The sequence below is a fragment of the Nitratireductor luteus genome, from assembly GCF_026162365.1.
GTDB lineage: Bacteria > Pseudomonadota > Alphaproteobacteria > Rhizobiales > Rhizobiaceae > Chelativorans > Chelativorans luteus.
On record NZ_JAOANW010000013.1, the window covers coordinates 95,448 to 118,015 of the forward strand.

Consider the following 22,568-nt stretch of genomic DNA (forward strand, 5'->3'; position numbering starts at 1 on the left):
CCGGGGCAATCGTTGCGCCCGCATACAGCTTTGTGAGGTCGGACGTGTCAGTAATGCGAAGCCGTTTTATGGCTGCCCTGACAATTTCAGCGGCGATTATCTGCCCGATCGAGGCCAATGCGGAAACAATCTTCGGGGCGCTTGCCAAAGCCTACAGCAACAATTCCTCTTTGAATTCCGAGCGTGCGGGGGTTCGCGTCACTGACGAGGGCGTCGCTATAGCCAAGTCGGGCATGCGCCCGCGCATAAGCGGTTCGGCGTCGGCCACGCTTGGCAGCCGCGGCGGCGTCGAGCAGCGCACCGGCGAACTGGGAATTTCCCTGCAGCAGCCCATATTCGATGGGTTTCAGACCCGGAACAACGTGCAGGCGGCCGAATCGGGCGTGCGCGCAGCGGTGTCCTCCCTGCAGAACCAGGAAGTGAACACGCTGCTCAATGCAGCGAGCGCTTATGTTGATGTCATCCGGGACCGGCAGATCGCCGCCCTGCGCGCACAGAACCTTGAGTTTCTCCAGGAGCAGGTGCGTTCGGCGCAGTCGCGGCTGGATGTGGGCGAGGGGACGCGCACGGATCTCGCCCAGGCCGAGGCCAGCAGGCAGGCGGCGCTGGCACAGCTTAGCCAGGCTCGGGCCAATATCGCGGCCAGCGCGGCGCTTTACCAGCAGATCGTCGGCAACCAGCCGGGCGAGCTGAAGATGCCGGGCCCGTTGACCAAGCTTCTGCCTGGCAGCCTGGATGGCGCCGTAGCCATCGCCCTTTCGGAACACCCGGCCATCGTGGCGCGCCTGCATGCTGTCGATCAGACATCCTTTCAGGTGAAATCTGCCGAAGGGGCCTTGCTGCCTCAACTGAATGCGCAGGCCGGCGTTTCCACCGGCTATACCAATTCCAGCCCCGGTCAGCAGAATGATGGCACGAACAATGCCGCCTCCATCGGGCTCAACCTTACCGTTCCCATCTATCAGGGCGGCGCCAACTCGGCGCGCGTGCGGCAGGCCAAGGAGCAGTTGGGGCAATCCCGCATCCTGGTCGACGTGACGCGGGATCAGGTCCGTCAAGCGGTGACGCAGGCTTGGACCGGCTATCAGGCGGCGCGCGAAAGCGTTGCGGCCAACCGCGAACTGGTGAACGCAGCCCAGCTTGCCCTGAGCGGCGTCATCGAAGAGCGGGACGTTGGGCAGCGCACGACACTCGACGTCCTCAATGCGCAGGCCGATGTGATCGACGCGAGGATCAATCTGGTCACCGCCGAGCGCGATGTGGTGGCAGCCAGCTACAGCATCGCCGCGGCGATGGGGCGTCTAACCGCTCCGCGCCTGGGTCTCGATGTGGCAGTGTACCAGCCGGAAGAACATTACAACGCCGTCAAGGACAAGTGGTACGGCCTGCGTACGCCGGATGGCCGCTAACGCGGCTCTAGGAGAAGCGGAAACCCGTTTTCCATCCGGAATAGCGTAAAGCCCGAAAGCACGATGGATCGCGGGGAAAGCTCCAGCCCTCTACCATATTTGGTGGGGGGCTTTTCGATTCCAGCGTAATCTTGTGTGCAAGCCGGTCAATCCTGAGACGGGGGATTCTCACGCGGCGGCGGGTCCGATAGGCTATTGGTGATTCGGGGGCGCGGGTTGCCGGTCGGCGGTCGGCCGCAGGACACCCGCATGTGAGCACAAACGGCGGCGGAAACAGACATGGCACAGGCAAGCAGCGCACAGCGTGAACCGTCGATGGAGGAGATCCTCGCATCGATCCGGCGCATAATCGAGGACAGTGAAACCGTCCACAAGATGGGCCCGAACGCCGATCCGGCAGTGGCAGCCGGTGCGCCGGCGGTTGAGGTGGAAACCTTCCGTGCCGAGCTCAAGCCTGTGTCCGGTCCTGCATCCGGTCGCGAATCTGGCCTCAAGGCCGGCGAAGACCGGGAGCCAGTCGCGAAGGCGCGGCAGGATGCGGAGCCCGCCCCCTTTACCTGGCCGCAGAACGACACCGGCGCTGGCGATCAGATGAGAGCGGACGAGGACGAAGACGCCGACGAGCAGGGCTCCACATATGCGGAACCGGCCGATGAAGCGACCGCCGGCTCGGATGCGGGACAGCGGGATGTCGCTAGGATGCCGGCGGCAGGCGACACGCATTTCGGTGAAGAGAAAGACGACGGCCGCCAGCCGGCTGCCGCAGAACGACGGTCAGTGTCGCATATTTCGGGGGGCAGATCGTCCGATCGTGAGATCGGCACCGCGGCGCGCCCCTCCATGCTGTCGGCAGACAGCGGCCGCAAGGTGGCCGCCGCCTTCGAGGAACTCAACGAGGTTTTCGAGGCCAAACGGGCCAAGGGGCTCGATCAGGTTGCCGAGGAAATGCTGCGGCCGATGCTTCAGGAATGGCTGGACAATAATTTGCCTACGCTCGTGGAACGCCTCGTCCGCGAGGAAATCGAGCGCGTGGCGCGCGGCGGCTGAACCCGAGCGCCCCGCGCACCACGCCGCAGTTGACTCGCCCGGACCCTTCCGCTTTACACCGGCTTCCATTTCCTACTGCCAGGCGGATGTTCCATGCTCGATAAGAACTACGACGCGGCAAGCGTTGAGCCCAAGATCGCTGAAAATTGGGAGCGGGAAAGGGCATTCCGCGCCGGCGCGGGCGCCGAACCTGGCGCCGAGACTTTCACCATCGTCATCCCCCCGCCTAATGTGACCGGTTCGCTGCACATGGGGCACGCGCTCAACAACACGCTGCAGGACATCATGGTGCGCTTCGAGCGCATGCGCGGCAAAGACGTGCTGTGGCAGCCCGGCATGGACCATGCCGGCATCGCCACGCAGATGGTGGTCGAGCGCCAGTTGATGGAGCGCCAGCAGCACCGCCGCGACCTGGGCCGCGAGAAATTCATCGAGAAGGTCTGGCAGTGGAAAGACGAATCGGGCGGCGCGATCATCAACCAGTTGAAGCGGCTGGGCGCTTCCTGCGACTGGTCGCGCGAGCGCTTCACCATGGACGAGGGGCTGTCCAGGGCCGTCATCGAAGTGTTCGTCTCCCTCTATAAGCAGGGCCTGATCTACAAGGACAAGCGACTGGTCAATTGGGACCCGAAGCTATTGACCGCGATCTCCGATCTGGAGGTCGAGCAGATCGAGGTGAACGGCAATCTCTGGCATTTCCGCTACCCGCTGGAGCCTGGCGTTACTTATGAACATCCCTACAAGCTCGACGGCGAAGGCAACCGCGTCGACTGGCGACCTTCCGACGGTGAGCCCGACGGTCATGAGACGCGCGACTATCTGGTCGTTGCCACGACGCGGCCGGAGACGATGCTGGGCGATACCGGCGTTGCGGTGCATCCCGACGATCCACGCTACAAGAGCCTCGTCGGCAAGCATGTGGTGTTGCCGCTGGTCGGTCGGCGCATTCCGATCATTGCCGATGAATATCCCGATCCCGAGGCCGGCACCGGCGCGGTGAAGATGACACCCGCCCACGATTTCAACGATTTCGAAGTCGGCAAGCGGCATCGCCTGCCCCAGATCAACGTGATGACGGTGGAAGCGGCCATCACGCTGAAGGACAATGAGGATTTCTTGGAAGGCCTCGAGCGGGATGCCCGGCTCACCACCACCATCGCGCGGCTCGACGGTCTGGACCGCTTCGAGGCGCGCAAGGCGCTCGTCGCCATGATGGAAGATGCGGGGCTTCTGGAGAAGGTCGAGCCGCATCGCCACACCATTCCCCATGGCGACCGTGGCGGCGTGCCGATCGAGCCCTTCCTCACCGACCAGTGGTATGTCGACGCCAAGACGCTGGCAAAGCCCGCCATCGCCTCCGTGCGCGAGGGACGCACGAAATTCGTGCCGAAGAACTGGGAAAAGACCTATTTCGAATGGATGGAGAACATCCAGCCCTGGTGTATCTCCCGCCAGCTCTGGTGGGGCCATCAGATCCCCGCGTGGTACGGGCCGGACGGCCACGTCTTCGTCGCCCGCACCGAGAAGGAAGCGCTGGACGACGCGGTCGAATATTATCTGGCGCTCGAGGGGCCTTGGAAATCCTGGGTGGAAGACCAACTCGAAAATTACGAGCCCGGCAAGGTCCTCACGCGCGACGAAGACGTGCTCGACACCTGGTTCTCCTCCGCCCTGTGGCCGTTTTCCACGCTGGGCTGGCCGGACAAGACCACCGAGCTGGATCGCTATTACCCGACTTCGGTGCTCGTCACCGGCTTCGACATCATCTTCTTCTGGGTCGCCCGCATGATGATGATTAGCCTGCACTTCATGGAGGAGGAGCCCTTCCACACCGTCTATGTGCACGCGCTGGTGCGCGACAAGAACGGCGCCAAGATGTCGAAGTCCAAGGGCAACGTCATCGACCCGCTGGAACTGATCGACGAATACGGCGCCGACGCGCTGCGCTTCACCCTGGCGATCATGGCCGCGCAGGGGCGCGACGTGAAGCTCGATCCGTCGCGCGTGGCCGGCTATCGCAATTTCGGCACCAAGCTTTGGAACGCGACCCGCTTCGCCGAGATGAACGGCGTGAAGCGCGATCCCGAATTCCGGCCGGAAGACGCGCGGCTCGCCATCAACCGCTGGATACTGACCGAACTCACGCGCGCGGCCGAGGCCATCACCGGCGGCATCACGTCGTACAGGTTCAACGAGGCGGCGGGCGCGGCTTATCGCTTCGTGTGGAGCCAGTTCTGCGACTGGTATCTGGAGCTCTTGAAGCCGGTCTTCGCCGGCGACGACGAAGACGCCAGGGCGGAGGCCCGCGCCTGCGCGGCCTATGTGCTGGACGAGATCTACAAGCTGCTGCACCCGATGATGCCCTATATGACCGAGGAGTTGTGGGCGCATATGGGCGGCGGTGTCGAGCGCGACGGGATGCTGGCGCTGACGCGCTGGCCTTCGCCGGATTTCGAGGACGCGGAGGCGGCAGCCGACATCAACTGGCTCATCGACCTGGTCAGCGGCATTCGCTCCGTGCGCGCCGAGGTAAACGTGCCCGCCGCTGCCATGGCGCCGCTGGTAGCCGTCGGCGCCGACGAGACGACGCGCGCGCGCATTGCGCGGCATGATCCGGCCATCCGCCGTCTGGCGCGCGTGGAGGAACTAGGCTTTGCCGCCGAGGCGCCCAAGGGCAGCGCGCAATTCGTGCTGGGCGAGGCGACCTTCTGCCTGCCGCTGGGCGATCTCATCGACATCGGCGCCGAGACCATCCGCCTGGAAAAGGAGATAGGCAAGATTGATGCGGAGATTTCCCGTCTGGACAAGAAGCTGTCCAACGAGAAATTCGTCGCCAATGCACCTGGGGATATTGTCGCCGCCGAGCGTGAAAAGCGCGCCGAGTTCGCCGAGGCGAGGGCAAAGTTGCAGGTGGCGCTCGACCGGATGAGGGAAGCCGACTGAGTGATTGCCGCCTTTGATTCGGGGCGTCAGCCGCTGAACCGGCCGCCCCGAACGCCTTTTCCGGGAGCTTCTCCCAAGGCTTTCAAGGGTGTAGATACAGCTTTTCTGCCCAATGTCGCATTTCCGCAACACTCGCCGTGGAAAGCCACGAATGCGGCTGAAAAACGGCCAAAACCCGCGAAAATCGGCACATTCCCTGCCGCTTGTTTGCAAGCCGGGGATCAAGTCGACTCAAATTGCGGGGTTTACGTTAAGGTAAGAAAAGGGAGACGCCGCCCATGCTGCCGGCATTGCGATTGCGCGGTTTGAAACGCTCGCTATCCTTCATCAGCGAATATCGTGAGTTCAGGGAGGTCGTCGCATGCGGTTTGGTGGTTTTGGGGTTTCTGCGCTGGGGTTTGTGCTTCTTGCCGGCAGTGCTCATGCGGGCGGCTTGGAACGCGGCGGCTACAGCGTTGATTTGCTGTACAGCCCCGAGAGGTTTGTGGGCGAGGCCTCCGGCACCTACGTGATGCCGGGCCGCAAGTTGAACAATGTGGTGGATTCGAACCCCCTCAATGGCACCCCAAGCGGCAGCAGCCAGGGTGTCCGCGACACCGAGAGCTATTTCGTTCCGCGGATCGGATTCAAGGCGGGGCTGACCGATAGCATCGACTGCATGGTCGACTACAGTCAGCCCTGGGGGGTGCATACCAACCCGGGACTGAATTGGGCCGGCGCGAACAGCAATATCGAGACCAAGTTCAACAGCGACAATTTCGCCGGGACATGCTCCTACAAGTTCCAGGCCGGGAAGGGACAGTTTCGCGTTATCGGCGGCGGGTTCTACCAGAAGCTGGATGCTTTCAAGGAGCGGCTGGTCTTCGATTTCACGGGCACGCCCGCATCGGCTCTTTACAGTGGCATTGGACGCCTTGACCTTGAGGGTGACGGCTGGGGCTGGCGAGTTGGCGCTGCCTACGAGATCCCTGAGATCGCGTTCCGCGCCAGCCTTATGTACAACTCCCGTGTCGAACTGAACGATGTCACCGGCACCCTTGATCTCACCAATCTCCCCGCGGGATTTGGCGGCAATCCGCTGACGGGCGCTAGCACGCCGGTCTTCGGTTCGGCCGCGATGCCCGAAAGTGTGGAATTGAAGCTCCAGTCGGGCATTGCGCCGAACTGGCTGGCATTCGGTTCGGTCAAGTGGGTCAATTGGAGCATCCTGCAATCGATAGCCTTTTGCCCCGAATCGACGCGCGGTGTGGCTTGCGTGGCGGGCGGCCCGACCCAAGCGACAAAAATCGACCTCCTCTATCGCGATGGCTGGACCGTTTCGGGGGGCGTAGGCCATAAGTTCAACGACCAATGGAGTGGCGCGGCGAGCCTGACCTGGGACCGGGGCACCTCCCACGGATATGGGCACCAGGCCGATTCCTGGACGCTCGGCGCGGGCGTCGGCTACACGCCTAACTCTAATGTGGAAGTCAGGCTCGGCGGCGCGATCGGCCTGCTCACGTCGGGAGAATCCGATGGCAGCCTCGTCGGGGACGGGGTGAACTACGATTTCGGGACGGACGTCGTGGGAGCGCTGAACGGATCGCTGAAGGTGAAATGGTAGTTCAAAATTGTGTCGAGGCCGGCATTCTCTCGGCCTCCTATAAGGTCAAATGGTGATACCGCGGCAGATCTTCCGATCTGTTATTTGACAGGCCCGGCTCCCATGCCGGGCCTTTTTTCGTCCGATACAGCATCTTGAAGCCGAAAACTGTGCGTATTTGCGTGCAAGGCCTTGAAACCCCGGTGCAACTGCCTCAGATAAGGCGCGTCACCCAGCCCGGGCCCCTCTGGCAGGCAAGGCGTTGCCTGTGATGTCGGACTGAAGGACAACGCGCTGACGCGGCGCATTGAATGCAAACGCTTCATGACATTGCACGATTGGCTGTGGCCCGGCTTCCTGGCGTTTGTCGCCATCATCCTGTTCGTCGATCTTTTCGTTCTCCATCGACGCGACCACGTCATCACCACGCGCGAGGCGTGCCGGACGGTCGGCGGGTATGTTTCCATGGCGATGTTGTTCGCCGCTGGCGTCTTCTATTTCGCCGGCCCGGACCGGGGAGCTGAGTTTCTCACGGGCTATCTGATCGAGCAGGCACTTTCGCTCGACAATATCTTCGTCATCGCCCTCATCTTCGCCTATTTCAAGGTGCCGGCGGAGGCGCAGTACCGGGTGCTGTTCTACGGCATCATCGGCGCCATCGTGATGCGTCTCTCGCTCATCGTGCCGGGCGTGAAACTGGTCGAGCAGTTCCATATCGTCGCCATGGCGCTTGGCGCACTTCTGATCTTTTCCGGCTTCAAGATGATGTTCGCCGGAGACGGCATGGTCGACCCCGGGGACAGCCGCGTCGTCAAGCTCCTGATGCGCAGCGGCCGCGTGACGTCGAAATATGAAGGCGCGCGCTTCCTGACGCGCCGCAACGGCATTCTTTTCATGACGCCGCTCTTCGTCGTCCTGGTGACGGTCGAGATCACCGATCTGATCTTCGCGATCGATTCCATCCCGGCCGTCCTGGCGGTTTCCAACGACGCCTTCATCGTCTTTTCCTCCAATGTCTTTGCCATTCTTGGCCTGCGCGCGCTGTTCTTCGTTCTGTCGGGAATGATGCGCACGTTCCGCTATCTGCAGACCGGCCTCTCGCTGGTGCTGATCTTCATCGGGTTCAAGATGCTGTTCGGCCAGTACATCCACATACCGTCCGTGATCGCGCTGGCGGTGACGGCGCTTATCATCGGCGGTTCCGTCGTGGCCTCGATGGTGCACAACAGGCGGGACGCCTCCGAGACCGAGCGTTAGAACGCCGCGCGTCCTCTTGGTCGCGCGGCGTTTTAATTCCTTGTTTTTCTGCATTTATGCGGATCTCGGGTAATTCCACCTGCCGCAAAATGCTGCAGCGCAGCCTTCCCACCCCACTTCCTCCCCAGAAAATGGGAGGGCTCTTCATCGCTGGACGCCGCCTCCTCGCCGCTGGTGCGAGAGGATGGCTATCTGTGACCGATCCGCAACACTTTAATAAGATGCGTTGCGCTATGAAGGCATGGGGGCAATACGCCAATTTCCCGCCATAAAACAGGCGCACCGAGATAGCTTCTCGGACGCACCGCCCAGAATACTGCGTGTCAGAGAGAGAAAGCCGCGTAAAGCGGTATAGGTGATCATGGACGCTCGAGCGATTTCGAAAGCAAAACTTCCCAGCCGCCACGTGACGGTCGGTCCGGCGCGCGCGCCGCACCGCTCCTATCTTTACGCCATGGGCCTGTCGCCGGCCGAAATCGATCAGCCGCTCGTCGGCGTCGCCACCTGCTGGAACGAAGCCGCTCCCTGCAATATCTCGCTGATGCGCCAGGCGCAGGTGGTCAAGAAGGGCGTGGCCGCGGCCCACGGCACGCCGCGCGAATTCACCACCATCACCGTTACCGACGGCATCGCCATGGGGCACCAGGGCATGAAGGCCTCGCTGGTTTCGCGCGATGTCATCGCCGATTCGGTGGAATTGACCATGCGCGGCCATTGCTACGACGCGATCGTCGGCCTTGCCGGATGCGACAAGTCGCTGCCCGGCATGATGATGGCGATGGTCCGCCTCAACGTGCCTGCCGTCTTCATCTATGGCGGGTCCATCCTGCCCGGCGCCTATCGTGGCCGCCAGATCACTGTTCAGGACGTGTTCGAGGCTGTGGGCCAGCATTCGGTCGGCTCCATTTCCGATGATGACCTGATGGAAATCGAGCAGGCGGCATGTCCGTCAGCCGGTTCCTGCGGCGCGCAGTTCACCGCCAACACGATGGCGACTGTCGCCGAGGCGATCGGCCTGGCGCTGCCTTATTCCTGCGGCGCGCCGGCGCCTTATGAGATGCGCGACCGCTTCAACTATGCTTCCGGCGAGAAGGTGATGGAACTGATCGCCAAGCAGATCCGTCCGCGCGACATCGTTACGCTGAAGTCCCTGCAGAACGCGGCCGCCGTGGTCGCCGCTTCGGGCGGCTCGACAAACGGGGCGCTGCATCTGCCGGCCATCGCCCATGAGGCCGGCATCAAGTTCGATCTGTTCGACGTCGCCGAGATCTTCAAGAAGACGCCCTATATCGCCGACCTCAAGCCGGGCGGCAAATATGTCGCCAAGGACATGTTCGAGGCCGGCGGCATTCCGCTGCTCATGAAAACGCTTCTGGACCACGGCTTCCTGCATGGCGATTGCATGACGGTGACCGGCCGCACGCTTGCGGAAAACATGGAGCACGTTCCATGGAACGACCAGCAGGATGTCGTGCGCCCTGCCAACAACCCGATCACGAAGACCGGCGGCGTGGTTGGCCTGCGCGGCAACCTCGCGCCCGAAGGTGCCATCGTTAAGGTGGCGGGCATGAAAAATCTCACCTTCTCGGGTCCTGCGCGCTGTTTCGATTCGGAAGAAGAGTGCTTCGCCGCCGTAAACGAACGCAAATACGAGGAAGGCGAGGTTCTGGTCATCCGCTATGAGGGCCCCAAAGGCGGACCCGGCATGCGCGAGATGCTGGCCACCACCGCTGCTCTGTATGGTCAGGGCATGGGCGACAAGGTCGCGCTCATCACCGATGGGCGCTTTTCGGGCGCCACGCGCGGCTTCTGCATCGGCCATGTCGGGCCGGAGGCGGCTGTCGGCGGTCCCATCGGCCTTTTGAAGGATGGCGACGTCATCACCATCGACGCGGTGAAGGGAACCATCGACGTGGCCCTTAGCGAGGAAGAACTCGCAGAGCGCCTCAAGGACTGGGCACCGCGCGAGACCGATTATCAGTCGGGCGCGATCTGGAAATATGCGCAGACGGTGGGACCGGCGGTAAACGGCGCCGTGACACATCCGGGAGCCGAGAAAGAAACGCACTGCTATGCGGACATCTAGGTCCATACCGGTTCGGCTCGCCGCCGGCCTCATGCTTGTCATCGGGGGCTTCGGTTCTGCCGAAGCGCTCGATCAGGATACGGTCGTCAAGAAGCCCGAGAGTTCCAGCCCGTGGGCGATGTTCCGTTTCGGCTTCTCGGCCTATAAGCGCGGCCAGAAGCAGGAAGCGGTGGAAGCCTATCGCTATGCCGCCGACAAGGGGCAGGTGGGTGCGAGCTGGAAACTTGCCCGCATGTATGCCGAAGGCGACGGGGTGCCACGCGACGATTACGAGGCGTTCAAGTTCTTCTCGGCGGTGGTCCAGCAGGAGATACGGCCGGGGAGCGGCGACGAAGCCTATGTTTCCGACGCTCTCGTTGCGGTCGGCAACTATTTGCGCACCGGTATCCCGGGCTCGCCGGTGCAGGCCAATCCGGCCGCGGCCCATGACTATTTCCTGCGCGCGGCGGCGACTTACCGCAATGCCGACGCGCAATACGAGCTTGGCCGGATGTTCCTCACCGGGGAAGGCGGCACGCGAAGCATCCAGCAGGCGGCCCGCTGGCTCCAACTCGCCGCTGAAAAGCAACATGCCGCCGCGCAGGCGACGCTGGGAAATCTGCTGTTCCAGAGCGGCAAGGTCGTGCGCGGGCTTGCTCTGATGACGACGGCGCTGGACCGCGCCAAACCATCGGACATCGGATGGATACGTGACATGCACGAGCAGGCGTTCGCCCTGGCCGGCGAATCCGATCGCCGCACGGCCATCGCACTGGCTGAAGGTTATCTCGTCAACGGTCTGGAATAGCTCATCGCGCCGCCAGCACTGGCAGCGACGTGTCGTCCTGCAGGGAAATCGCGCTGCAATCCTGATCGAGCAGTTTCCAGGAACTGTTGTTCAGCACCTTTTCACAGCGCGCGAGTTGCGGGCCGTCCGGCATTTTGAGACATGCCTGCTCGCCCTCAGCGTAGCGAGCCCCGTTCGCCACACATCGACACTCCGCTGTCGCTGGCTGCGCCAGGATCAGGCTGGACAAGAGCATCAACGCCAACTGCCTCATAATGGGCCATCTTACCGCATTGGCCTGAAAATCGGAATCGATTTTCCAAAAGCCCGACGCATCGGTTCACGGTGGTTCGGCATCAAGCCGCTCCAAGCGAAAGCTCGGCGATCACCGGTACGTGGTCGGAAGGTTTCTCCCAGGCGCGGGTATGCTTGGCCACGCTGGTCGCCGACAATCGGTCGGCCGCCTCGGGCGATAGCATCAAGTGGTCGATGCGGATGCCGTTGTTCTTCTGCCAGGCGCCTGCCTGGTAGTCCCAGAACGTGTATATGCCGTCCTCTTGCGTCGTGGCGCGCAGGGCATCGGTGAAGCCGAGATGGGAAAACTTGCGGAAGGCAGCGCGGCTTTCGGGCCGGAAGAGGGCATCGCCAACCCATGCCTCGGGGTTCTTGGCATCTTCCGGCTCGGGGATCACATTGTAGTCGCCGGCAAGCACCAGCGGTTCTTCCAGGGCGAGCCTGTCCTGCGCCCATCGCTCCAGCCGCTCCATCCAGGAAAGTTTGTAGGGAAACTTCTCCGTGTCGACCGGGTTGCCGTTGGGCAGATAGAGAGAAACCACGCGCAGCGCGCCCTTGTCGGTCGAAAAGACACCCTCGATGAAACGCGCCTGGGCATCCTCGTCATCGCCTGACAGCCCCCGGTTGACCTCGTCGAAGCGCAGCTTCGAAAGGATGGCGACGCCATTGAAGCCCTTCTGGCCATGGGTTTCGACGTAATAGCCGAGCGCTTCGATGGGACCGCGCGGGAAAAGGCCGTCGACCGACTTGATCTCCTGCAGGCAGGCGATATCGGGCTGCGCCTCTTCCAGCCAATGGAGGAGGTTGTCGATGCGCGCCTTGACGCCGTTGATGTTCCAGGTGGCGATTTTCATCGGCATGTATTTCTCAGTAGCGACTGTTGCGGTTGACCCAATGTGCCCTTGGCGCGCGCTGCCGTCCACCGGTCAGACAGGGTATCGGGAGCAGAATGCTGACATTGCACAGAAACCGAAGCCTGTCGGCATCAGGCTTTTCGCGTGTCCGGCAGCTTGAACGGGACACCGGAGAGCAAAGCGCCCACGTAACGCCGCTTCTGGTAGTTTCCGTTGAGCGAAATGCGCCGGAAGGCGGTCGGGTCCTGGGTGCTTTCGGGGTACAGCACGCCCGGCAGATTGGTCACGGCGACCTTGAAGCCGGCTTGTCGGGCAGTCTGTATCTCCCTGGGGCCGACGGCGGAGGAATAGCCATAGGGGTAGGCAAAGGTCGCGGGACGATAGCCCGTATAGCGCTCCACCGTGTCGAGGGACCCGTGAACTTCGCGTTTCAACCGGTCTGCATCCACCCGCCGTAAGTTCACATGCGTGAGGGAATGCCCGCCAAACCGGCAAAGCGGGTCCTCGACAAGCCGGGCGATTTCGTCGCTACGCAGGATAAGCCGGTCGGTCAGTGCCAGCGGGTCGATGCCGACGCTGCGCGCAAGCCGGTCGATTGCATCGACCGCATCGTCCTCATCTATCGATATAAGATAATCCACGAACCTGTCGTAGACAAAGGTCTTTCGGATATCCGAGCCGAGGGAAAGATGCTTGTCGCCAGTGCCGAAATCAAAGACGATTTCGGAATTTCCCGCCAGGATGGCCTCCAGGGTCTCCCACCAGATCGAACGCGTCCGCTCCACGAAGCCGGAGGTCAGGAAAATGGTGTAGGGCACGTCGTACTTGCGGAAAACGGGGGTCGCGAACTGCGCGTTGTCGCGGTAGCCGTCATCCAGCGTGAAGCAGAAATAGGCACGCTTGTCGCGTGAATCGGCGAGGCGCTCGGGCAGGTCTTCCAGCGGCAGTGGCGTCATGCCCCGCTCCAGGCAAGCCTGGATCGCCTCTTCCAGAAAGGTCGGAGTGATCGAAAGCAGCGCGTTCGGGCGAGTGAGAGTCGAAGTCGCCGGGCGCACGTGATGCAGCGTGAAGATGACCCCGCGTCCCGCCGCGCCGCGCCACAGATGGCCGGCCCGCGTGAGCGAGATGCCCTCCAGCCCCGTGCGTATGAGCGCATGCCGCACGAAGCGCCTGACGGTCGTCCCTGTTATCATCGCACGCGAAGGCCATCCCGGTTGATTTGTCCCGTTCTTAACGGGCAGAGGTATACACGGCGTCAACAAGCGCGCGAGGATGGACGATTATGCGGGATGCGGATTCGCCGTTCTTGCCGGCTTGCGGCGAACGCTCAGATGGAGAAACTGGTGCCGCAACCGCAGGAAGCTACGGCATTCGGGTTCCTGATCTGGAAGGACTGGCCGATCAGGTCGTCGACAAAATCGACCACCGAACCGCCCATATATACCAGCGAAAGATCGTCTATGAGGATGGTCGCGCCGTCCCGCTCGATGACGTGGTCGTCATCCTCGCGAGCATCGACCAGATCGAACTTGTAGGAAAAGCCGGAACAGCCGCCGCCTTCCACCGAGACGCGCAACGCAATCTTGCCCGGATCGTCGGCAAGGATCTTGGCGATGCGCTTTGCGGCGGCATCGGTCATGTCCACGCCCTTCATATCGGTCTTTGCGTCCACGCCCATGATCGTCACCTTGCTTTCGCTGATGCACAATAGGTATGAACGGGCGTGCGGCGAGTCAATAAGGGCGAAAATGGCGGCCCCGACAGATCTTGATGGTATCGGCTTCGGCTACAGGCCGCGCGCGGCTTATGCGTGCGACCCGGCGCAATCGCGCGGGCGCTATCATGATGAGCCCGAAAGCCCGACCCGGACACCTTTTCAGCGCGATCGCGACCGCATCATCCACTCCACCGCCTTCCGCCGGCTGAAGCACAAGACGCAGGTTTTCATCGCTCATGAGGGCGACCACTATCGGACCCGGCTGACCCATTCCATCGAGGTTGCCCAGATCGCCCGCGCGCTTGCCCGCGCCCTGCGCGGCGACGAGGATCTGGCCGAGGCGGTGGCGCTGGTGCACGATTTCGGCCACACGCCCTTCGGCCACACGGGCGAAGAGGCGCTCGACGAGAAGATGGCGCCGTGGGGCGGCTTCGACCACAATGCCCAGTCGCTGCGCGTGGTCACGCTCATGGAGCGCCGCTACGCGGAGTTCGACGGGCTGAACCTTTCCTGGGAAACCCTCGAAGGGCTGGTCAAGCATAATGGCCCCCTGACCGATGCGGCCGGCAAGGGTCTGTCGGGCCCGGTGCCGCGCCCGATTTCGGACTATTGCGCGCGCCATGATCTGGAGCTTCACCGCTATGCCGGTCTTGAGGCGCAATGCGCGGCCATTGCCGACGACATCGCCTATGACGCCCACGACCTGGACGACGGATTGCGGTCCGGCCTGCTGACACTGCCGATGCTCGCCGATGTCGGCCTGCCAGGCCGCATTCTGGACGCCGTCAACAAGCGGTATCCCGGCCTCGATCCCGTGCGGACCGGCCACGAGCTGATGCGCCGGCAGATCACCCTGATGGTCGAGGATGTGATCGTGACTTCCCGCGAAAGGCTGGATGCGCTCGCGCCCCGGTCGGTCGATGATATCCGTGATGCCGGACGCGCGGTGGTCGCGTTTTCGGACGATATGGCGGTGCAGGAGAAAGAGCTGAAGCGCTTTCTCTACGCCAATCTCTACCGCCATCCCGATGTGTTGGAGGCGCGAAAGGCGGCCGACAGGACGGTGCGCGAACTGTTCGACGCCTATTTCGCCGATCCGCGCGAGATGCCCGAGGGGTGGGGCGAGGGGGCGGGCCGGACCGAAGACGTCAGGGCGCGCGACGTGGCCGACTTCCTGGCCGGCATGACCGACACCTATGCCATCAAGGAACACAGGCGCCTGTTCGGCTCCCGTCTGTTTGACCGTCTGCCCGATATGCGCTAGGGGCTCGCGGACCGCCGCACCGACCGCCGTGCGGCCCAATGCGCTGATTTCTCGGATCCGGATCACTCCTATGAATATTTTCGCCGATTTCTCCAATCGGGTCGTCGAGGCCGTTGAAAGGCTGGGGCTCCAGACAAAGGATGGCGGTGCGCTCGACCTTGCGCGGGTGACGATGGAACCGCCGCGCGACCCGAGCCATGGCGACCTTGCGACCAATGCCGCGATGGTGCTCTCCAAGGCGGTCGGCGAGAACCCGCGCGCGCTTGGCGAAAGGCTGGCCGCAGCGATGGCCGAGGACGCGGACGTGGCCGAAGTGAGCGTTGCCGGGCCCGGCTTCGTCAATCTGCGGCTGAGCGACGGTTTTTGGCAGGCACGGCTCGCCGAGATGCTTGACCTGAGCGCCGACTACGGCCGCTCCGACACCGGCGCCGGCCGCAAGGTCAATGTCGAATATGTTTCGGCCAATCCCACCGGGCCGATGCATGTCGGCCATTGCCGGGGTGCGGTGGTAGGCGATGCGCTTGCCAATATCCTCGCCTTCGCCGGATACGATGTCACCAAGGAATACTACATCAACGACGCCGGCGTGCAGATCGACGTTCTGGCCCGCTCGGTGATGTTGCGCTATCGCGAGGCACTCGGCGATGCGATCGGCGCCATCCCGGACGGTCTCTACCCCGGCGACTATCTTGTCCCGATGGGTAAGGGGCTGGCCGAGGAGTTCGGCACGAAGCTTCTGGAAATGCCAGAGCCTGATGCGCTCGACATCGTCAAGGACAGGGCCATCGACGCAATGATGGCGATGATCCGGGAGGATCTGGCCGCGCTCAATGTGCGCCATGACGTGTTCTTTTCCGAGCGCACGCTGCATGCCGGCAATGGCGGCGCCATCCGTTCGGCGATCAACGACCTGACGCTCAAGGGCCACGTCTACAAGGGCAAGCTGCCGCCGCCCAAGGGCCAGTTGCCCGAGGATTGGGAGGACCGCGAGCAGACGCTCTTCCGCTCCACCGAGGTGGGCGACGACATCGACCGCCCGCTGATCAAGTCGGACGGGCAGTTTACCTATTTCGCTGCGGACGTGGCCTATATGAAGGACAAATACGCACGCGGCTTCGAGCACCTGATCTACGTGCTGGGCGCCGACCATGGCGGCTATGTCAAGCGCCTGGAGGCGCTGGCGCGTGCCATATCCGACGGAAAGCTGGAACTGACGGCGCTGCTTTGCCAACTCGTGAAGCTCTACCGCAACGGCGAGCCTGTCCGCATGTCCAAAAGGTCGGGCGAGTTCGTCACCCTGCGCGAGGTCATCGACGAGGTAGGGCGCGATCCCGTCCGCTTCATGATGCTCTACCGCAAGAGCGATGCGCCGCTGGACTTCGATTTTGCCAAGGTGACCGAGCAGTCCAAGGACAATCCGGTTTTCTATGTGCAATACGCGTCTGCCCGCTGCCACTCGGTGTTCCGGCAGGCCCGCGAGCAATTGGGCGTGGAAAGCATCGACCGCGACACGCTGCGCCGTTCGCTGCATCTGTTGACCGACGAGGGGGAACTGGCGCTCATCCGCAAGCTGGCCGAGTATCCGCGCCTGATCGAGAGCGCCGCCCAGTCTCTGGAGCCGCACCGGCTGGCTTTCTACCTCTACGACCTTGCCAGCCAGCTTCACGCGCAGTGGAATCGCGGCAGCGAGACAGATAGCTTACGGTTTGTTAAGGTTAACGCGCCAGAGTTGACCTATGCCAGGCTGGGTCTGGTGCAGGCGGTACTGGATGTCGTGACGTCCGGAATGGCGCTGATCGGAGCGGAAGCACCGTCGGAAATGCGCTGATTTCCCTGGGGAAACCTGTCACCTTTTGCCCACAATGCGCTGGTAGGGGCCAACATAAATGAGACGTCGCCGGCGTCCGACCAAGTGTGGGAAAAGGCATGGCTGACCGCAATTTTGCCAATAGCGATGAACCCGTTCTGATGGCGGAGGACGATCCCTTTGCCGAATTGACGAGGATAATGGGGCACGATCCCCGCCAGACGCAGCCGCAGGACGAAGTGGTGGACGACCTCGCGCTGGAGCTTGAGAACGAGCTTCTTGGCGAAATGGACCCTCTGGCGGATATCGCCTCGGACGAGGCCGTGCAGGCCAGTGTTCAACGGTCGCCATTCGCAACCGACGCGGACACACCTGACATGGGCGCGGCTGCCGCGCAAGCCTTCGCGGAGGAGGGCGTCGACAACTCTCCCGATTCATCTTCTGCCGGACAGGACGATCCCTTTATCGACCTGTTCGAGGCCGAGTTCGAGAGCGCCATCGCCGACGATGCGCCTCACCCGACCCAGGAGGATGTACCCCACCCGACCCGGGAGATTGTCGGCGAGCCGGTCATGGACGACAGCGTGCCGGTCGAGGCGTATGGCGCGGACGAAGCGGAATTCGCCGCATCGGCGCCCGAAATGATTCCGTCTGAAACGCCTTCATTCGAAGCGCAGCCATCTGAAATCGCCCCATTTGAAATGCGTGAGTCCGACATGAATGTCGGCTCTCATGCTGGCGGTGCACAGGATGATGATGCCGTGTTCGATATCCGGGATGAGGATCTGGCTGCGCTCGATTCCGATTTCGCCCTCCCGGAAACGCCCGAGACCACGCCATCATCCGATGCAGACGCCGATGACGGCGGGGCCGACAGTGTTTTCGAATTCGATTATGCCCGCGCGGCAAGTGAGCGGCCCGATTTCCTCTACGGCATTTCGGACGATGAGCCCGCTCAGGACGCGTCAACACAGGATAGCTCTGAAGCCGGTGAATCTTTGAACGAAAATGTCGCGCTGCCCGAACAGGATGTGTCCTGGCAGCAGCCGGACGATGAACCGGACGGCGCCGATGACTGGTCCCCGGACAAGGTTTTCGTTTCCAGCAGTGCCGCGCAGCAAGACTGGTCGCCGTTTGAAGGTCACGAGGAGCCGGCTGCAGGCGAGCCCGCTTTCGATGCATACGATGGAGCGCCGGAGATCGATACGGTCGACGTCCCGGGCGAGGCCGTCGCTGTCGCCGACGCGCTCGACGTACCGGAGGTTCCTTATCGCGAGCCGGTAAAATCGTCAGCAGAGTTCGATGAAATCGACGAAATGCTGTCGGGCGCCTTTGGCGCCATCGATGAACTGGCGGAGCCCGAAGTGACCGCCGCCGCTCCTGTCGCCGCTGCGCCCGAGCAATGGAACAGCAGGGATAGCGGGACTGCCGCTGCTGCGTACCATGTGGACGAACCTGCCGGCGACGACGCGCATATCGACTTTAATTTCGACGATCTGGCTTACGACGAAACGCATTCTTCGGAACATGGATACTCGACGGCAGCCGCCGACCAGCCCGAGCCGGCTTATTGGACCGACGAGCGCGCGGCACCTTCGCTGGCCCCGACGCCGGGCGCGGAGCCTCCTCCGGCATCCGGCCAAGGCCGGTTTGGCTCGCGTGCCATCCTCGTTGCGGCTCTTCTGGGCGGCGTGGTGCTTGCGGGCGGTGTCGGCGTCTACGCTTTTGGCGGAGGAGGTGCCGGTTCCGTGGAACCGGTCCTGATCAAGGCCGACAATTCACCCATCAAGGTGAAGCCGGAAAATCCGGGCGGCACGACCATCCCCAATCAGGACAATGAGGTCTATAAGCGCGTCTCCGGCGAGAGCAGCGATATCGAACCTGCCCAGACGGCTTTGGTCACGACCACGGAAGAGCCGATCAACATAGCATCGAAGGCCGCCGAAGGGCGGGAGACAACCGACGCATCCGCCAAGGTAGACGACCGGCTCGTCAATGACGAGACTGGCGCGGACCCCGCATCGGGGGCCTTTGAGACTGTGTCTCTCACGCCGCGCCGTGTGCGTTCGCTGGTCGTCCGGCCCGATGGGACCATGGCGCCCCGTGAAATGCCCGAACCTTCGGAAACCGCGGGCGTGAGCGGCACGGCAGCCGATGAATTGACGAGCGCCGCCGAAACCATCCGTTCGGCCGCACAGGATAGCGCTGCGCTTGGCACTGCCGCCCGGCAGACGGCCGAGGCTGCCGCGTCCGCCATCGGTGGGGCGGCAGGCGAGACACAGGTTGCCGCAGCGGCGGTGCCCAGAACCGCACCTATACCGCCCGCCAAACCGGCAAACCGGGCGCCTGCGCAACAGCCGGCGGCCCAGCAACAACAGGCCGCGCCGGCCCAGCAGGCCCCGCAGCCAACGCAGGCTGCCGCACCCGCCGGCCCTGCGGCTACCACGAGTGCGCCCTGGTCCGTTCAGATTTCCTCGCAGCCCTCGGCGGAGGCGGCCCAGCAATCCTATCAGGACATGGCCCAGCGCTATGGCTCCATCCTGCAAGGCAAGGGCGTGAACATCGTGAAGGCGGATATCGCCGGCAAGGGTACGTATTTCAGGGTACGCATCCCTTCCTCCTCGAAGGATGAGGCGATCCAGCTTTGCTCCCAGCTCAAATCGGCGGGCGGGAGCTGCTTCGTCTCCAAGTAGGCCTTGTGAACCGGTACTGTAAAAACCGCCGCGAATCGCGGCGGTTTTTGCTCGTGCTCATGGCAGCGATCGCGGCTATCCTTTTGCCATGAGCGAATCAAAATCAATGATACTGGGTGCCGCTGGCACCCGGCTCACCGAGGACGAGAAATCCTTCTACCGCGACGAGCGGCCGTGGGGTTTCATCCTCTTCGCCCGCAATATCGAGGCGGAAGGCCAGATCCGCGACCTGACCGCGGAGATGCGTGAAAGCGCCGGCAGGCCTGACGCTCCCGTGTTCATCGATCAGGAGGGCGGGCGCGTGCAGCGCCTGCGCCCGCCGCTCGCACCGAACTATCCGAACGCGGCGGCAATCGGTGAAGTCTATGCGCGCGAGCCCGAGGCCGGCTTGCGCGCAGCCTGGCTCATGTCGCGGCTGCACGCCTTCGACCTGGCGCGCTACGGACTGACGGCGGACTGCCTGCCGGTGCTCGATGTGCCGGTAGAAGGCTCCCACGACGTCATCGGCAACCGTGCCTATGCCCATGAGCCGGAAGCCGTCGCCGCCTTGGGCAGGGCGGCCGCCGACGGCCTGATGTCCGGCGGCATCCTGCCGGTGATGAAGCACGTACCCGGCCATGGCCGCGCCGAAGCCGACAGCCACAAGGCGCTGCCGCGGGTGCGCGCGGGCATCGAGGAATTGCGAGCGCGCGACTTCGTGCCGTTCAAGGCGCTCAGGGACCTGCCGATGGCGATGACGGCCCATATCGTCTATGAGGCGCTCGACCCGGACAACCCGGCCACGACGTCGGTCAGGATCATCGAGACGATCATCCGCCGGGAGATCGGCTTCGACGGGCTTTTGATGAGCGACGACGTGTCGATGAACGCACTTTCTGGGGATTACGGCGAGCGCACGCGGGCAATCCTTGAAGCGGGCTGCGATCTCGTCCTTCATTGCAACGGCCTGATGGACGAGATGCGGGCGGTCGCCGCAAGAGTGCCGGAATTGACAGGCAAGGCCAGGACGCGTGCAGACAAGGCGCTCGCCGCGCTTTCCGCCGGCGACGAAACGCGGGAAGCACAGGCGCGCGCGGAGTTCGGGAGCATGTTCGCCATCGCCTGACGCGCCTCCCGCCTGAGAGTGGACAAGCAGGAGCTCGGGCAGACCGCCCGCACCACGCTCCAGCAAGGATCGGAACGAAGTGGCAGAGCCAAAGCGCGATAACAGCGGCGAAACGGGAACGGGCAAGCCCATTCCGATGGACAAGCTGTGGTCGGACGAGACGGAGGCGCGCGGGGTCAGCGAACCGGCGCTGACCGTCGATGTCGCCGGCTTCGAGGGGCCGCTCGACCTTCTCCTGCATCTGGCGCGCAACCAGAAGGTCGACATGGCGCGCATCTCCGTGCTGGCGCTGGCCGAGCAATATATCGCCTTCGTCGAGCGCGTCCGCAGCATGCGGCTGGAGCTTGCTGCCGATTATCTGGTGATGGCGGCGTGGCTTGCCTATCTCAAGTCGCGGCTTCTCATCCCCAGGAAGGCGGACGACGAGGAGCCCAGCGGCGAGGAGATGGCCGCGATCCTCCAGTTCCGCCTGAAGCGGCTGGAAGCCATGCGCGACGCCGCCTCGCGGCTCGTCAACCGCAACAGGCTCGGCCGCGAGGTCTTTGCGCGCGGCATGCCGGAGCCGGTGCTGGTGGAGAAGAAGAGCGCCTATTCGGCAACCCTCTACGACCTGCTCACCGCCTATGCCGGGCAGCGGCAGCGCCGCGCCATCACCAATGTGCGCATCGCCCAGCGCGGGGTCTGGTCGCTGAAGCAGGCGCGCGAGATATTGGCGCGCATGGTGGGTGATTTCGCCGACTGGACGGCACTCGACCAGTTCCTGATCCGCTATCTGACCGACCCGCGGGAGCGGGCGACGGCGCTGGCCAGCTCCTTCGCCGCGACACTGGAGATGGTGCGCGAGGGCGCGCTGGAAATCCGGCAGCAGGAGCCGTTCGCGCCCCTATACATGCGCAAGAGCACCGGAGAATACGCAAGAGAAGAAGCGTCATGACCGAAGCGACCAACGTGGTTTCCTTTTTCGGTGACGGAGGAGCGGCGGAGGACGGCGACGCCGGTCCCGGCGGCATCGCCTTTGCCGAGGCCAAGCGCATGGCCGAAGCGCTGGTGTTCGCGTCCGCAGAACCGGTTTCAGAGAAAGCGCTCGCCGATCGGCTGCCCGACGGGGTGCAAGTGAAGGCGGTCATGGAAGCCCTGCAGGCCGATTATTCCCGCCGCGGCGTGAACCTGGTGCGGGCCGAGGAATGCTGGGCTTTCCGCACCGCCGGAGATCTGGCCTTCCTGATGAGCCGCAATGCAACGCAGCAGAAGAAGCTGTCGCGCGCGGCCACCGAGATGCTGGCGGTGATCGCCTACCACCAACCCGTAACCCGCGCCGAGATCGAGGAAATCCGAGGAGTGGAAACCTCCAAAGGCACGCTCGACACGCTGCTGGAGACCGGCTGGGTCAGAATGCGCGGCCGTCGCCGCACGCCCGGGCGCCCGGTGACCTATGGCACGACAATCGATTTTCTCGACCATTTCGGCCTCGAGGAATTGCGCGATCTGCCGGGAATGGACGAGCTGAAAGGCGCCGGCCTGCTTTCGTCCCGCATGCCTTCCAACTTCTCGGTGCCGCAGCCGACGGCGGACCCCGACATGCTGACGGACGACGAGGACCCGCTGACCGATATCGATCTTGAGGAGCTGGGCCTGTTGACACCACGGGTCGACGATGATTGATCCGGCCTGACCCGTGTCCACGCCGCTGATCGGAAACCAATGGCCCGTGCGATCCTAGCCATGCCAACGCTGATTGCTCCCG

Annotated in this window: 17 protein-coding genes and 1 pseudogene; 14 read left to right on the forward strand and 4 right to left on the reverse strand. The window is 63.3% G+C overall.

Going from position 1 to position 22,568, the window contains the following annotated elements:
- Window positions 1–68: 68 nt before the first annotated feature.
- The 8 genes and pseudogenes from N1058_RS18050 (at window position 69) to N1058_RS18080 (ending at window position 11,111) form a co-directional block, all read left to right on the forward strand.
- Window positions 69–1,409 carry a TolC family outer membrane protein gene (locus N1058_RS18050; RefSeq protein WP_265518999.1) on the forward strand — a complete coding sequence of 447 codons (1,341 nt, stop codon included), beginning with the start codon at window positions 69–71 and terminating at the stop codon, window positions 1,407–1,409.
- 279 nt (window positions 1,410–1,688) lie between these two features.
- Window positions 1,689–1,772 (forward strand): annotated as a pseudogene (locus N1058_RS24270) (DUF2497 domain-containing protein); the annotation flags it as partial.
- Window positions 1,773–1,784: 12 nt separating this feature from the next.
- Window positions 1,785–2,456, forward strand: a complete 672-nt coding sequence (locus N1058_RS18055) for a PopZ family protein (RefSeq protein ID WP_420848012.1) — start codon at window positions 1,785–1,787, stop codon at window positions 2,454–2,456.
- Between the two features lie 93 nt (window positions 2,457–2,549).
- Window positions 2,550–5,399, forward strand: a complete 2,850-nt coding sequence (locus N1058_RS18060; RefSeq protein ID WP_265519001.1) for a valine--tRNA ligase — start codon at window positions 2,550–2,552, stop codon at window positions 5,397–5,399.
- 361 nt (window positions 5,400–5,760) lie between these two features.
- Window positions 5,761–7,002, forward strand: coding sequence for an OmpP1/FadL family transporter (locus N1058_RS18065; protein ID WP_265519002.1), 1,242 nt, complete (start codon window positions 5,761–5,763; stop codon window positions 7,000–7,002).
- A 303-nt stretch (window positions 7,003–7,305) separates the two neighbouring features.
- Complete coding sequence (locus tag N1058_RS18070; protein WP_265519003.1) at window positions 7,306–8,238, forward strand: TerC family protein; 933 nt, start codon at window positions 7,306–7,308, stop codon at window positions 8,236–8,238.
- Window positions 8,239–8,599: 361 nt separating this feature from the next.
- Complete coding sequence (gene ilvD, locus N1058_RS18075) at window positions 8,600–10,324, forward strand: dihydroxy-acid dehydratase (protein WP_265519004.1); 1,725 nt, start codon at window positions 8,600–8,602, stop codon at window positions 10,322–10,324.
- Window positions 10,311–11,111: a tetratricopeptide repeat protein gene (locus N1058_RS18080; protein ID WP_265519005.1), complete on the forward strand. Its 801-nt coding sequence runs from the start codon at window positions 10,311–10,313 to the stop codon at window positions 11,109–11,111. Before ilvD ends, N1058_RS18080 begins: the two co-directional genes overlap by 14 nt.
- Before the next feature lies 1 nt (window position 11,112).
- Here the strand turns inward: N1058_RS18080 and N1058_RS18085 are convergent, their stop codons facing one another.
- The 4 genes from N1058_RS18085 to erpA all read right to left on the reverse strand — a co-directional run bounded on the left by N1058_RS18085 (window position 11,113) and on the right by erpA (window position 13,916).
- A complete protein-coding gene (locus N1058_RS18085) occupies window positions 11,113–11,364 on the reverse strand; it encodes a hypothetical protein (protein WP_265519006.1) in 252 nt (83 codons plus the stop codon).
- 82 nt (window positions 11,365–11,446) lie between these two features.
- A complete protein-coding gene (gene xth, locus N1058_RS18090) occupies window positions 11,447–12,238 on the reverse strand; it encodes an exodeoxyribonuclease III (RefSeq protein WP_265519056.1) in 792 nt (263 codons plus the stop codon).
- A 131-nt stretch (window positions 12,239–12,369) separates the two neighbouring features.
- A complete protein-coding gene (locus tag N1058_RS18095; protein WP_265519007.1) occupies window positions 12,370–13,431 on the reverse strand; it encodes a polysaccharide deacetylase family protein in 1,062 nt (353 codons plus the stop codon).
- Window positions 13,432–13,565: 134 nt separating this feature from the next.
- On the reverse strand, window positions 13,566–13,916 hold the full coding sequence (gene erpA, locus N1058_RS18100) for an iron-sulfur cluster insertion protein ErpA (RefSeq protein WP_265519008.1): 351 nt from the start codon (window positions 13,914–13,916) through the stop codon (window positions 13,566–13,568).
- 70 nt (window positions 13,917–13,986) lie between these two features.
- Here erpA and N1058_RS18105 point away from each other — a divergent pair, with 70 nt between their 5' ends.
- The 6 genes from N1058_RS18105 (at window position 13,987) to scpB (ending at window position 22,486) form a co-directional block, all read left to right on the forward strand.
- A complete protein-coding gene (locus N1058_RS18105) occupies window positions 13,987–15,219 on the forward strand; it encodes a deoxyguanosinetriphosphate triphosphohydrolase (protein WP_265519009.1) in 1,233 nt (410 codons plus the stop codon).
- Window positions 15,220–15,289: 70 nt separating this feature from the next.
- Complete coding sequence (gene argS / locus N1058_RS18110) at window positions 15,290–17,047, forward strand: arginine--tRNA ligase (protein WP_265519010.1); 1,758 nt, start codon at window positions 15,290–15,292, stop codon at window positions 17,045–17,047.
- Window positions 17,048–17,145: 98 nt separating this feature from the next.
- Window positions 17,146–19,719, forward strand: a complete 2,574-nt coding sequence (locus N1058_RS18115) for an SPOR domain-containing protein (RefSeq protein WP_265519011.1) — start codon at window positions 17,146–17,148, stop codon at window positions 19,717–19,719.
- A gap of 88 nt (window positions 19,720–19,807) precedes the next feature.
- Window positions 19,808–20,824 (forward strand): beta-N-acetylhexosaminidase, encoded by a 1,017-nt coding sequence (gene nagZ / locus N1058_RS18120; protein ID WP_265519012.1) that lies wholly within the window; start codon window positions 19,808–19,810, stop codon window positions 20,822–20,824.
- Between the two features lie 136 nt (window positions 20,825–20,960).
- On the forward strand, window positions 20,961–21,758 hold the full coding sequence (locus N1058_RS18125) for a segregation and condensation protein A (RefSeq protein WP_265519057.1): 798 nt from the start codon (window positions 20,961–20,963) through the stop codon (window positions 21,756–21,758).
- Window positions 21,755–22,486, forward strand: coding sequence for an SMC-Scp complex subunit ScpB (scpB, locus tag N1058_RS18130; RefSeq protein ID WP_265519013.1), 732 nt, complete (start codon window positions 21,755–21,757; stop codon window positions 22,484–22,486). The genes N1058_RS18125 and scpB overlap by 4 nt, the downstream gene beginning before the upstream one ends.
- Window positions 22,487–22,568 lie beyond the last annotated feature (82 nt).